Genomic DNA, 12,787 nt, shown 5'->3' with positions numbered 1-12,787 from the left:
TCAGACCAGCGCCTTGGCTTCATCGTCCATCGTGCCGCTCACCGCATCGCCGTAAAGCAGCATCTCGGTATGCGCGGCGCCGCTCGGGATCATCGGGAAGCAGTTCACCTCCTTGGCAACGAGGCAATCGACGATGACCGGGCCGGGATGGTCGATCATCGCCTGGATGCCGGCGTCTAGCTGGCTTTCGTCCTCGATGCGGATGCCCTTCCAGCCATAGGCTTCGGCCAGCTTCACGAAATCGGGAAGGCTGTCGGAGTACGAGTTGGAATAGCGGCTTTCATAGGTCAGTTCCTGCCACTGGCGGACCATGCCCATCCATTCGTTGTTGAGCACGAAGACCTTGACCGGCAGGCGGTATTGCGTGGCGGTGCCCAGTTCCTGGATGTTCATCTGGATCGAGGCATCGCCCGCCACGTCGATCACCAGCGCATCGGGGAAGCCCACTTGCGCGCCGATCGCGGCCGGCAGGCCATAGCCCATCGTGCCGAGCCCGCCCGAGGTCAGCCACTTGTTCGGCTTCATGAAGTGGAAGTACTGCGCCGCCCACATCTGGTGCTGGCCGACTTCGGTGGCGATGATCGGATCGCGATCACGGGTCAGCGCATAGAGGCGCTCGATCGCGAACTGCGGCATGATATCCTTGCTGCGCTTCGGATAGGACAGGCTCTTGCGCGCGCGCCAGCCGTCGATGCGGGCGTACCATTCCTGAAGGTCCGCCTTCTGGTGGCCGCCAGCCTTCCAGGCCTCGATCAGCTGTGCCAGCACCTTGCCGCAATCGCCGATGACCGGCAGGTCCACGCGCACCGTCTTGTTGATGGAGGCGCGGTCGATGTCGATGTGGATCTTCTTGCTTTTGGGCGCGAAGGCATCGAGGCGCCCGGTGACGCGGTCATCGAAGCGCGCACCCACCGCGACGATCAGGTCGGCCCGGTTCATCGCCAGATTGGCCTCGTACGTGCCGTGCATGCCCAGCATGCCCAGCCACGCCGGATGATCGGCCGGAAACGCGCCCAGGCCCATCAGCGTGGAGGTGACGGGCGCGCCGGTCAGCGCCTGAAGCTCGCGCAGCAGGCGCGTGGCTTCGGGACCGGAATTGATCACGCCGCCGCCGGTGTAGAAGATCGGCGCTTCCGCGGCCGCGATCATCGCGATGGCCTCGGCGATGTCCTGCCGGTTGCCTTCGGTTTGCGGGGCATAGCGGTTGCGCTGCTGCGGCGCGACCTCGGTCCACGTGGCCGAGGCGACCTGCACGTCCTTGGGAATGTCGATCACGACCGGGCCGGGGCGGCCTTCGGTGGCGATGCGGAACGCTTCGTCGATCGTCGCGGCGAGCTGCGAAGGGTCCTTCACCAGATAGTTGTGCTTGGTGCAGTGCCGGGTGATGCCGATGGTGTCGGCTTCCTGGAAGGCATCCGAGCCGATCAGCGCGGTGGCGACCTGGCCGGTGATGACGACCAGCGGAATCGAATCCATGAACGCGTCGGCGATGCCGGTGACCGCGTTGGTCGCACCGGGGCCGGACGTCACCAGCACCACGCCGGGCTTGCCGGTGGCGCGGGCATAGCCTTCGGCCGCATGGGCGGCGCCGGCTTCGTGCCGGACGAGGATATGGCGGATGCGTTCATCGCCGAACAGCGCGTCATAGATCGGGAGTACCGCACCGCCGGGATAGCCGAACACGAATTCGACGCCCTTGGCGACCAGGCTTTCGACCAGGATTTCCGCGCCGCTGCGCTCGGTTTTCACGGTACTTCGTCCCTTGTTGGGCGATCTGGGTTCCAGCTTCGCCTGTCTTGCAACTCTGCGAACAATCCAACGTATCGTTTTTCCATCCCCGGAAGAGGACGGCACTTGCTCCGACCGGGGCCGGAAATACACTGTCGGCCGAAAAATTATGGCCCGGCGCAGAGCTGGCTGCGCCGGGCCGTCTCTCCCTTCCGGGCACCCGACACAAGTCGGGCAGTTGACGGCCTGCTACTTGATATAAAATGCCATGTCAAGCAGCTATGTTTGAAATAATCCTGCTATATCGCGTCTGTCAAGGTAATTTTCGTTCGCAAGGCCGGGCCATTCCGCCGGATTCTGGTGTTTCAGCCAGGTGAACTGCCGTTTGACGTAGTTTCGCGTGGCTTGTTGTCCGGCCGCAATGGCCGACTCGGCATCGCTTTCACCGCGCAGAAATGCCGCGATCTCCGGCACGCCGATGGCGCGCATCACGGGCAGGGCCGGGTCCAGCCCGCGCGCGAGCAGCGTCCGCACTTCCTCGATCGCGCCGCCTTGCCACATCCGGCGGAAGCGCAGGTCGCAGCGGTGATAGAGCCACTGCCGATCGGGCAGCAGGATCACGGGGGCCAGGGTGACCTCGCCGCCGATGCCGCCGCTGCGCTCGGCCTGCCATGCGGCCAGCGGGCGGCCGGTCGAGCGCACCACTTCCAGCGCGCGGGCGACCCGCGTGGTATCGGCCGGGGCCAGCCGGGCCGCGCGTTCGGGGTCTTCGGCGCGCAGCGCTTCCCACGCCTGCGCGACCGGCATCGCGCGCACCGCCGCGCGGATGGCGGGATCGATCGGTGGCACGGGCGCGATCCCGTCGAGCAGGGTGCGGATGTAAAGCCCGGTTCCGCCCACCAGGATCGGCAGGGCGTCGTCGGCATGGGCCTGCGCGATTTCCGCGCGTGCCACGTCGGCCCAGTCAGCGGCGGAGCAGGCCACCGCGCCGTCCCACGCGCCGAACAGGCGGTGGGGTATGTCCTGCATCTCCTGCTCGGTCGGCCGCGCGCTCAGCACGGCGAGATCGCGATAGACCTGCGCGCTGTCGGCATTGATGACCACGGCCTTGCGCCCCTGTGCGCGTTCGTGCAGCGCCAGCTTTATCGCCAGATCGCTCTTGCCGCTGGCCGTCGGCCCTGCAATGAGCGCCAGCCGTGGCTTGGCCGGCGAGCGCTCGCCAGCGTCCAGGTCGGTATCGTGGAATGAAAGGGAATTATCGGTGCTCATCGCCCGCCTGATAGCAGAGCCTGAGACGCTTGGTGACAATCTTGCGCGCGCGATGGAAGCGATCGAGGAACGCGGTTGGGAAGTGGCCGGCGCGGGGATGCTCGAAGGGTGCGAGGAGGTCCTCGAACTCGAAGTGCTGGAGGGCGATCCGGCCGAAGTCCGCCGCATTCTCGACGCGCACTTCCCGGACAGCGACCTGCTGCTGTCGCTCCACCCGATCGAGGCGCCGCGCCTGTTCGTCTCGGATATGGATTCGACGATGATTCAGGCCGAATGCATCGACGAACTGGCCGATTTCGCGGGGATCAAGGACCAGATCGCCGCGATCACCGAACGCGCGATGCAGGGCGAACTGGATTTCGAGGCCGCCTTGCGTGAGCGCGTGGGCTTGCTGCGTGACCTGCCCGAAGCCGCGATCCACCAGTGCCTTGCCGAACGGATCGCGCCGATGCAGGGCGCGCGGACGCTGGTATCCACGCTCAAGGCGCGGGGATGCCACACCGTGCTGGTGACGGGCGGCTTTCACAGCTTCGCCGATCCCGTGGCCGAACAACTTGGGTTCGAGCGCGTCGTGGCGAACAGGCTGGAAATCCGCGATGGCGCGCTGACCGGCGGGCTTGTCGGCGGAATTACCGACAGCGGCGTGAAGAAAGCCGTGCTGCTGGAGGAAACCGCGCGGCTGGGCGAGGGGGCTACCAGCCTCGCGACCGGGGACGGTGCCAACGACATCCCGATGATCGAGGCGGCGCATTGGGGCCTTGCCTATCGCGCCAAGCCCAAGGCGCGCGCGGCGGCCGATGGCTGGATTGATCGCGGCGATCTCACCGCGATCCTGCTGCTGTTCGGCATCCCGCGCGAGGAATGGGTCAACGACTGAGGGCAGCGGGGCGGCGGGTCTTGACCCGCGCCGCGATCCGCAGGCCCAGCGCGGCGATGGCGATGCCGCCGCCGATCAGCCCGATCATCCGCGTTTCCGGCCGCGCGATGCGCCCCACGTAGGAAAAGGCGAAGATGAACCACAGCCAGTGGATGCCGACCGTGTGCAGCCGCTTCCACCACCTGCCCAGCCGGCGCATCGCGGCGTCGGTGGAGGTCAGCGCCATGGCGAAGAGGAGCACGTAGGCCAGACCTCCGCCCAGCAGGGTCTGCAAGGGCCGTTGCGTGCCGGACAGGCGCAGGAACGTGATCAGCGCCGCCAGGTGGATCATGTGGCAGGCGGCAAAGCCAAGGCCCCAGAAACGCCGTTCGCGCAGCAGCGCCCGCGTTTGCGGGCCGGGCCATAGCCGTGCCAGCGAGGATGCGCTGTAGGTCAGGATCAGCAGCGGAAAGCCGGCGCGTGCGGTCCAGCGCGCCGCAAGCTGCCAGCCTTCCGTGGACGAGCGCCCGGCCAGCAGGCCCGCCGCGAGCGCCACGAGCCCCAGCGATATGCCAAGCAGCACCTGCCAGCGTTGCTTCATCGATCCCTCCCGGTATTTTGTCGGAATTTAGGTAGTCGATTTGAAACCTATTTGCCATAGCGAGGCAAGATTGCTAAATGACAGTGGTGTAAGTAACTCGCAGGTGCATGAATGGCTACGCTCGCTACCGCCTCGATGACCGATACCGCGACGCGCGGGACCAACGATCTTCCGTTCATGCTGCCCGGCCGCCCGAAAATGCGATACGATTTCGCGAAGGCGTGGCGCCATTTCCGGGAACTGGTGAAGGACAAGGAGAACACCGCCGAAGTGTTCCCCATCTTCGAGGCGCTGCCGTGGCGCGGGGTCTACGATGCCGCGCGCGCGTTCCTGTCGACGGATCGCGGTCAGCGTATCCGGGCGAGCGAGCCGTCGCTGGTGACGATTCTCGACGATCATGAAGCGCTGCGCAAGCTGCCGGCGGGGTCTGTCGGGCAGGTCTATTGCGACTTCATGGAGCGGGAAGGTCTGTCGGCGCAGGGGCTGGTCGACGAACTGGAAAAGTACCGCCCGGCCAATTCGCGGTTCGACGATCAGGTCGATTGGTATATGCGTCGCCTGCGCGATACGCACGATCTGATGCACGTGCTGTCCGGTTATGGGCGCGATGCGCTGGGCGAACAGTGCGTGCTGGCGTTCACCTATGGTCAGCAGCCGGCGCTGGCGCACCTGTTCCTCGGCTATGCCGGAGCCATGGAGATTTCGCGGCGCGGCCGGGTCAAGGTGCCTATCTTCCGCGCGGTGCGCGAAGGGCACAAGATGGGCAAGGCGTGTTCACGGCTGGCCGAAATGCCGATCCGCGATGTCCTGGCGATGCCGCTGGACGAAGCCCGCCGGATGCTCGGCATTCGCGCGGCGCGCTACTATCCCGAAGCGCATGCCAAGTGGCGTGCGGCCGGAATCGACCCCTACGATCTGCTGGCGGCTGCCCAGCAGGCGGCCTGATCGCGGTCCAGCCCCAGACCATGTTCCACGAAGCGGGTCTTGGGGAACGCGATCCCATCGCCGCGATGCTGGCCCGCGCCTTCGCGGTTGATCCGGCGATGGCGTTCATCTTCCCCGACGCCGCCGTGCGCGCGCGCCGGATGCCGCACCTGTTCCGGCTGCTCTATGCCAGCGACGCGCGAGCGGGAACGGTCTTCGCATACGAGGGCTACCGCGCGGCGACGCTGTGGCGCGCGCCCGGCCGAACGAAAGTGCCGCTGATGGAAACGGTCGCGGGCGCGCCCGCCTTCCTGGCCGCGCTCGGCCCGGCGGTGGCGCGCGCGATCCGGGTGTCGCACGCGATCGAAAGCCACATGCCAAGCGGGCGATTCTGGTATCTGCACATCGCCGGATGCGATCCGGCGGCGCAGGGCAAGGGGCTGGGCGGCGGCGCGATCCGCGCGGGTCTCGATCGCTTCGGGCGGACGGAGGATTGCTATCTCGAAACCGCCACCGAAGGAAACATCGGCATCTACAACAGGCTTGGTTTCGAGGTCATCGACACGTGGACGGTGTCGGGCGGAGGGCCGCGATTCTGGTCGATGCTGCGGCCGGCGGGTTGATCGCCCCAAACCGGCCGCGCTCGCAATCCGTCAGGGTCAGGCTTCCATCCAGTCGTGGAAGAACGCCTCGTTGGCGGCTTTCAGCGCTTTCACTTCCACGCCCGCGACCGTGCTGCCATTGACCGTGCCGATGCGAACCGCCCCTTCCAGCATGACGCCGGGCCGCGCCGTCACGATGTAGCGCCCCTGGTCCTCGCCGAACGCCGATGCGGCGGTAAGCGGGATGTCGAGCGTGCAGCCAAGGCCGCTGCCCATGGCCATTTCCGCCAGCGCGACAAGCAGGCCGCCATCGCTCACGTCATGCACCGCCGTCACGCGCCCGTCGCTGATCCATTCGCGCACGAGTTCGCCGTTGGCGCGCTCGTCGGCCAGATCGACCGGCGGTGGCGCGCCTTCCTCGCGCCCGTGGATCTCGCGCAGCCACAGCGATTGGCCCAGGTGCGTGCCTTCGCCGCCGACCAGCCAGATGCCGTCGCCGTGTGCCTTGAAACGGACGGTGACCATCTTTTCATGGTCCAGCATCAGGCCGACGCCGCCGATCGCGGGGGTGGGCAGAATGGCCGAACCGCCGCCCGTGGCCTTGGATTCGTTGTAGAGCGAGACATTGCCGCTCACGATCGGATAATCGAGCGCGCGGCAGGCATCGCCCATGCCTTCGAGGCAGCCGACGACCTGGCCCATGATTTCCGGACGCTGCGGGTTGGCGAAGTTGAGGCAGTTGGTGATGGCGAGCGGCGTGGCGCCGACCGCGCAGATGTTGCGGAAGGTCTCCGCCACCGCCTGCTTGCCGCCTTCGTAAGGGTCGGCGAAGCAATAGCGCGGGGTGCAGTCGGTGCTGATCGCCAGCGCCTTTTCGGTGCCGTGGACCCGCACCACGGCCGCATCGCCGCCCGACTTCTGCAAGGTGTCCGCGCCCACCTGGCTGTCGTACTGTTCCCAGATCCACTTGCGCGAAGCAAGGTCGGCGCAGCCGATCAGCTTGAGCAGATCGGCGCCGATGTCCGCGCTTTCGGGCACGTTCGCCAATGGCGCCGGCTTGGGCGTGGGCACGTGCGGGCGGTCATAGAGCGGGGCTTCGTCGGCCAGCGGGGCGAGCGGAATGTCGCAAACCACTTCGCCATCGAATTCCAGCACCATGTGCCCGGTATCGGTCACTTCGCCGATCACCGCGAAATCGAGTTCCCACTTGCGGAAGATCGCTTCGGCCATCGGCTCCTTGCCGGGCTGCAGCACCATGAGCATGCGCTCCTGGCTCTCGCTCAGCATCATCTCGTAGGGCGTCATCGCCTCTTCGCGGCAGGGCACCTTGTTCATGTCGAGCCGGATGCCCGCGCCGCCCTTGGAGGCCATTTCGACCGATGAGGACGTCAGCCCTGCCGCGCCCATGTCCTGGATCGCCACGATCGCGTCCGTCGCCATCAGTTCGAGGCAGGCCTCGATCAGCAGCTTTTCGGTGAAGGGATCGCCCACCTGCACGGTCGGGCGCTTTTCTTCCGACTTTTCGTCGAAATCGGCCGAGGCCATGGTTGCGCCGTGGATGCCGTCACGGCCGGTTTTGGAGCCGACATAGACGATCGGGTTGCCAATGCCGGTGGCGGCCGAATAGAAAATCCGGTCGGTATCGGCGACGCCCACGGTCATCGCGTTGACCAGGATGTTGCCGTCGTAAGCCTTGTGGAAATTGGTCTCGCCGCCCACCGTCGGCACGCCCACGCAGTTGCCATAGCCGCCGATGCCGGCGACGACGCCCTGCACCAAATGCTTCATCTTCGGGTGATCGGGGCGGCCGAAGCGCAGCGCGTTCATGTTGGCGATGGGCCGCGCGCCCATCGTGAACACATCGCGCAGGATGCCACCGACGCCGGTTGCCGCGCCCTGGTACGGTTCGATGTAGCTCGGGTGGTTGTGGCTCTCCATCTTGAAGATGGCGGCCTGCCCGTCGCCGATGTCGATCACGCCGGCGTTCTCGCCGGGGCCGCAGATCACCCATGGCGCTTCTGTGGGCAGCTTCTTCAGGTGGAGGCGGCTCGACTTGTAGGAGCAGTGCTCGGACCACATTACCGAGAAGATGCCCAGTTCCACGAGGTTGGGCTCGCGGCCCAGCGCTTTCAGGACGCGCTGGTATTCATCCTCGGACAACCCGTGCGCGGCGACGACATCGGGCGTGATCTGCGGTGCGGTGCTTTCGGCCATGCGCGGCCCTTAGCGGCGCGCGGCGAGTCTCGCTAGCCCCGCCGTGGCGGTTGCCGTGCGGCGGAAACATTTGCCTTGACGGGCAAGTCCCGTTCCGAGCTTGACCGGTGCCGTTCCCGCCGCCAAAGCTGGGTGCGATGGCTACTAATCCCGATATCGCGTCGCTCAGTTTCGAGGAGGCGCTGAAGGCGCTGGAAGACGTTGTGCGCCGACTCGAAAGCGGTGAGGCACCGCTCGACGAATCGATGGACCTTTACGAGCGCGGCGAAAAGCTGCGCGCGCATTGCCAGGCCCGGCTCGATGCGGCGCAGGCACGGATCGAGGCGATCGTCACCGATCGCGACGGCCGCCCCACCGGCACCCGCCCCTTTGACGAGGCAGCATCGGCATGACGACCACTTCCGACCAGGATGCCGCTGAACAGAACTCCGCCGACGAAAGCGGCACGATGGCTGTGCTCAAGCCCGCGCTGGAGCAGATCGCCGAAGATATCGACGCCAGCTTCGACGCCCTGCTGGCCGTGGCCGGCGACCCGCGCGATCGCTTGATCGAGGCCATGCGCTATGCCGCGATTGGCGGTGGCAAGCGGCTGCGGCCACTGCTGCTGACCGCCACCGCGGGCATGTTTGGCGTCGATCGCGCCAGCGCGGTGCGTGCCGGGACGGCGCTGGAAGCGGTCCACGTCTATTCCCTGATCCACGACGATCTGCCGTGCATGGATAACGACGCGACCCGCCACGGCAAGCCCACGGTGCATATCGCCTACGACGAGGCTACTGCCGTGCTTGCTGGCGATGGGTTGCATGTCTTTGCGTTCGAAGTGCTGTCCGATCCCGCGATGAGCGGCGATCCGTTCGTGCGTATCGAACTGGTGCGCACGCTGGCCATGGCGAGCGGCGCGAACGGCATGGCCGGTGGCCAGATGATGGACATCGCCGCCGAAACCGCCAGCTTCGACCTGCCGACGGTTACCCGTCTCCAGCAGTTGAAGACCGGCGCTTTGCTGGCAGCCGGTGTCGAGATGGGGGCCATTCTCGGGCGCGTTCCGCCGGAAGGGCGCACGCACCTGCGCGGCTATGCCCGCGATATCGGCCTGGCCTTCCAGATCGCGGACGATCTGCTCGATACCGAAGGCGATGAAGCGGTGGCCGGCAAGGCGCTGCGCAAGGATGCGGAACGCGGCAAGGAAACCTTCGTCTCGCTGCTGGGCGTGGAGCGCGCGCGCGAACAGGCGAAAATGCTGGTCGAACAAGCCGTGCAGCACCTTGCGTCTTACGGACCGGAGGCGGACGTGCTTCGTGCCGTGGCGCGCTTCATCGTCGAAAGGGATCATTAAATGGGGGAGAGGATCGGGGTATACCCCGGCACGTTCGATCCGATCACGCTGGGGCATCTCGACATCATCCGTCGCGGTGCCAAGCTGGTCGACCGGCTGATTATCGGGGTGACCACCAATCCGTCGAAGAACCCCATGTTCACGCCGGACGAACGCATCGCCATGGTCGAGCGCGAAATGGCGACACAGGGGATCGAGAACGTTTCGGTGGTGGGTTTCAACGCGCTGCTGATGAAGTTCGCCGAACGGCAGGGCGCCACCGTGATCGTGCGCGGCCTGCGCGCCGTGGCGGACTTTGAATACGAATACCAGATGGCCGGCATGAACCAGCAGCTCAACGACCAGATCGAGACGATCTTCCTGATGGCGGACGTGAGCCTCCAGCCGATCGCGTCGAAGCTGGTCAAGGAAATCGCCATGTTTGGCGGCGACATTTCCGACTTCGTGACGCCGGATGTCCGGGACGATGTGATCGCCCGCATCGAAACGACGGGCCGGCTGGGCGACTACTGATCGCCCCGTTCCGATGGGCTGGTCCTGTGCGGAACTGCAATTCGTTCATTGCAGTGACAGCGCGCCCGGCCTATCGGCCACGGATGCGGTTTCCGGCCCGCATTCTATTCTGCCCGGATGAACGCTGAAGGTGGTCTTGCAGATGGTTTCGCGCTTCCTTGCCTCGATCGCGCTTGGCGCCGTGGTTCTCGCCACCCCCGCCATGGCCAAGAAGAAGCAACTGTCGGTGAAGCCGGACACGCCGCCCATGCAGTACGCGGTCGATACCTCGCTGAACGACGATCCCGATAATATCCTGCTGCTGGATTTGTCGAACGGTGGCCGCGTGGCGATCCGGCTGATGCCGCAGTGGGCGCCGCACCATGTCGAGCGGATCAAGGAACTGGCACGGCAGGGCTTCTACAACGGGGTCATCTTCCACCGCGTGATCGATGGCTTCATGGCGCAGACCGGTGACCCGACGGGCACAGGGCAGGGCGGTTCCAAGCTGCCGGACCTCAAGGCGGAGTTCAACGATGCGCCGCATCTGCGCGGCACCGTATCGATGGCCCGCACCAACGAGCCGAACTCGGCCAACAGCCAGTTCTTCATCGTGTTCTATCCGCGTTTCGCCCTCGATCACAAATACACCAACTTCGGTCGCGTGATCTCCGGCATGGAATACGTCGACACGATCCAGCGCGGCGAACCGCCGTCGAATCCGACCAAGGTCGTCCAGGCCTCGATCGCGGCCGACAACAAGGCCCGGCCGGCCGTTGCCGCGCCCGTTGCCGCGCCGGCGATCACGGCCGACATGCTGAGCCACTCGCAGTCCAACTGATCCGCTGCCCCGGGCGATGCGCGTCGATCTCTTCGATTTCGAGCTGCCGCCCGAACGGATAGCGCTGCGTCCCGCGCGGCCGCGCGATGCGGCGCGGATGTTGCTGGCCAAGGGTGACGGCACGCTGGCCGACCATGTCGTGCGCGATCTGCCCGCCCTGCTGCGGGCGGGCGACGTGCTGGTGTTCAATGATACGCGCGTGATCCCCGCCCAACTCGAAGGACGGCGCGGCGAAGCGAAGATCGGGGCGACGCTGCACAAGCGGATCGACCTGCGCCGCTGGCAGGCCTTCGTCCGCAATGCCAAGCGTCTGCGCGAAGGGGATGTCATCGATTTTGGCGCCGATGTGTCCGGCACGGCCGAACAGCGCCATGATGACGGCAGCTGGACCCTGTTCTTCCCCGGAGACGAGCCGGTGGAGGTGCTGCTGGAGCGTGCTGGCCGAATGCCGCTGCCGCCCTATATCGCGGGCAAGCGGCCCACCGACGAGGAAGACCGGCGCGATTACCAGACGATGTTCGCCGCGCGCGATGGCGCGGTCGCCGCGCCCACGGCGGCGCTGCATTTCACCGACGGGCTGATGGCCGCGCTGGCGCAGGCGGGCATCGCGCACGAGACGCTGACGCTCCATGTCGGCGCGGGAACCTTCCTGCCCGTGAAGGCGGAAGACACGGCCGATCACCGGATGCACGCCGAATGGGGGCGGATCGAGGCGGATACCGCCGATCGCCTGAACCGCGCGCGCGCCGCCGGCGGCCGGGTGATCGCGGTGGGCACGACCAGCCTGCGCCTGCTGGAAAGCGCGGCGGGCGAAGACAACGTGATCCGCCCGTTTGCGGGCGATACCTCGATCTTCATCACCCCCGGTTACCGCTTCCGCGCGATCGACGGCCTGATGACCAACTTCCACCTGCCGCGCTCCACGCTGTTCATGCTGGTCAGTGCGCTGATGGGGCTGGAGACGATGCAAGCGGCCTATGCCCATGCCATCGCCAACGCATACCGGTTCTACAGCTACGGGGACTCGAGCCTGCTGCTGCCGGAGGGATGAGGCAACCCGGCATCCTCGCTGGACGTTTTAGCCAGCCTTGCGGAAAAGGCGCTGAATGCTTCCGATACGGCTTGGGCGTTTTCGATCCACGGGAAATGCCCTGCTGCCCGGATTGAAGCATGGCTGACGTTGGCGCCGCGATAACGCGGGGAATCCCTGCCACCTTGCCAGACGATCCGGTCTTCCGCACCCGCGAGTACCAGCACCGGCAGCGTCCGGGGCCACCATGCCGCGCGATAGGTATGATCGAAGTGAGCGTCGGACCACTCAACCGCGGCGCTGTTGTATGGCATGCGGGAAAGCAATTCTTGTCCGGCGGGAATGGCAGACGGGGTGAAATTCCATGGAGCGGATGCGACCGCGATGGCGGCGATGTTCTCGTCGCAGCGATCAGCCTCGTAAACGGCTGTTGCTGCCTCCACCGCGCGCAGGGGGTTCCGCTGCGTCATCCCGACGAACCTTGCGTGCCATGCCGCGTCCGGTGCGCTGTCGAGCAGCACCAGACCGCATATGTGCTGTTCAAGCTGCGGCGTAGCGAGGAGATACATGCCGCCGGTGGAATGCCCCGCGAAGACAACGTTCGGCAATGCCATCGCCGCCTCGACCAGGACCTGCGGCCATACCGAATAGGGATCGGCCGGAGCGCCCGGAGGTTTCCGGTTGGAGCCATCGCCGGGCAGGTCCACCAGCCATACGGCACCCGGCAGGTCGAGCGCCGACGCCAGTTCCTCGAGACTTTCCGAACCTATTCCCGGGCCACCGGGCAGAAACAGCCAGTTGAGGAGGCCTGCCTGCCTGCCTCGGCAGCGTAGCCTTACGCCGGACGCGGTAAACAGCGTTGTGGTCATATCAGCTCCTGCCAACCCCGCCCGG

Annotated in this window: 13 protein-coding genes; 8 read left to right on the top strand and 5 right to left on the bottom strand. The window is 66.1% G+C overall.

The features are described from left to right. On the bottom strand, nucleotides 1-1,749 hold the full coding sequence (locus tag EH199_RS10000; RefSeq protein ID WP_124809115.1) for an acetolactate synthase 3 large subunit: 1,749 nt from the start codon (nucleotides 1,747-1,749) through the stop codon (nucleotides 1-3). Nucleotides 1,750-2,007: 258 nt separating this feature from the next. Next, nucleotides 2,008-2,997, bottom strand: coding sequence for a tRNA (adenosine(37)-N6)-dimethylallyltransferase MiaA (gene miaA / locus EH199_RS09995; RefSeq protein WP_124809114.1), 990 nt, complete (start codon nucleotides 2,995-2,997; stop codon nucleotides 2,008-2,010). On the opposite strand from miaA, the gene serB reads away from it, so the two are divergent. Continuing rightward, a complete protein-coding gene (serB, locus tag EH199_RS09990; RefSeq protein ID WP_124809113.1) occupies nucleotides 2,990-3,874 on the top strand; it encodes a phosphoserine phosphatase SerB in 885 nt (294 codons plus the stop codon). The genes miaA and serB overlap by 8 nt on opposite strands. On the opposite strand, the gene EH199_RS09985 is transcribed toward serB, so the two are convergent. After that, nucleotides 3,864-4,454, bottom strand: coding sequence for a hypothetical protein (locus EH199_RS09985; protein WP_124809112.1), 591 nt, complete (start codon nucleotides 4,452-4,454; stop codon nucleotides 3,864-3,866). The genes serB and EH199_RS09985 overlap by 11 nt on opposite strands. A gap of 111 nt (nucleotides 4,455-4,565) precedes the next feature. Here EH199_RS09985 and EH199_RS09980 point away from each other — a divergent pair, with 111 nt between their 5' ends. After that, nucleotides 4,566-5,399 (top strand): ubiquinone biosynthesis protein COQ4, encoded by an 834-nt coding sequence (locus EH199_RS09980; RefSeq protein WP_223806596.1) that lies wholly within the window; start codon nucleotides 4,566-4,568, stop codon nucleotides 5,397-5,399. 20 nt (nucleotides 5,400-5,419) lie between these two features. Further along, entirely contained in the window at nucleotides 5,420-6,001 is a 582-nt protein-coding gene (locus tag EH199_RS09975) for a GNAT family N-acetyltransferase (RefSeq protein WP_124809111.1), read from the top strand. A gap of 36 nt (nucleotides 6,002-6,037) precedes the next feature. Here the strand turns inward: EH199_RS09975 and purL are convergent, their stop codons facing one another. Beyond that, nucleotides 6,038-8,194, bottom strand: a complete 2,157-nt coding sequence (gene purL, locus EH199_RS09970; protein WP_124809110.1) for a phosphoribosylformylglycinamidine synthase subunit PurL — start codon at nucleotides 8,192-8,194, stop codon at nucleotides 6,038-6,040. 137 nt (nucleotides 8,195-8,331) lie between these two features. Here purL and EH199_RS09965 point away from each other — a divergent pair, with 137 nt between their 5' ends. From EH199_RS09965 to queA, 5 genes are all read left to right on the top strand, one after another. Continuing rightward, on the top strand, nucleotides 8,332-8,586 hold the full coding sequence (locus EH199_RS09965) for an exodeoxyribonuclease VII small subunit (RefSeq protein ID WP_124809109.1): 255 nt from the start codon (nucleotides 8,332-8,334) through the stop codon (nucleotides 8,584-8,586). A gap of 56 nt (nucleotides 8,587-8,642) precedes the next feature. Further along, on the top strand, nucleotides 8,643-9,530 hold the full coding sequence (locus EH199_RS09960; protein WP_124809187.1) for a polyprenyl synthetase family protein: 888 nt from the start codon (nucleotides 8,643-8,645) through the stop codon (nucleotides 9,528-9,530). After that, nucleotides 9,531-10,043, top strand: a complete 513-nt coding sequence (coaD, locus tag EH199_RS09955; protein WP_124809108.1) for a pantetheine-phosphate adenylyltransferase — start codon at nucleotides 9,531-9,533, stop codon at nucleotides 10,041-10,043. Nucleotides 10,044-10,185: 142 nt separating this feature from the next. Beyond that, nucleotides 10,186-10,863: a peptidylprolyl isomerase gene (locus tag EH199_RS09950; protein ID WP_124809107.1), complete on the top strand. Its 678-nt coding sequence runs from the start codon at nucleotides 10,186-10,188 to the stop codon at nucleotides 10,861-10,863. Between the two features lie 16 nt (nucleotides 10,864-10,879). Then, nucleotides 10,880-11,914, top strand: coding sequence for a tRNA preQ1(34) S-adenosylmethionine ribosyltransferase-isomerase QueA (queA, locus tag EH199_RS09945; RefSeq protein ID WP_124809106.1), 1,035 nt, complete (start codon nucleotides 10,880-10,882; stop codon nucleotides 11,912-11,914). Here the strand turns inward: queA and EH199_RS09940 are convergent. Beyond that, complete coding sequence (locus EH199_RS09940; protein ID WP_124809105.1) at nucleotides 11,878-12,762, bottom strand: alpha/beta fold hydrolase; 885 nt, start codon at nucleotides 12,760-12,762, stop codon at nucleotides 11,878-11,880. The genes queA and EH199_RS09940 overlap by 37 nt on opposite strands. Between the last annotated feature and the right edge of the window lie 25 nt (nucleotides 12,763-12,787).

It is taken from the genome of Novosphingobium sp. LASN5T, from assembly GCF_003856955.1.
GTDB lineage: Bacteria > Pseudomonadota > Alphaproteobacteria > Sphingomonadales > Sphingomonadaceae > Novosphingobium.
The sequence above is the reverse complement of the archived record's forward strand: the minus strand, read 5'-3'. Positions and strand labels throughout refer to the sequence as shown.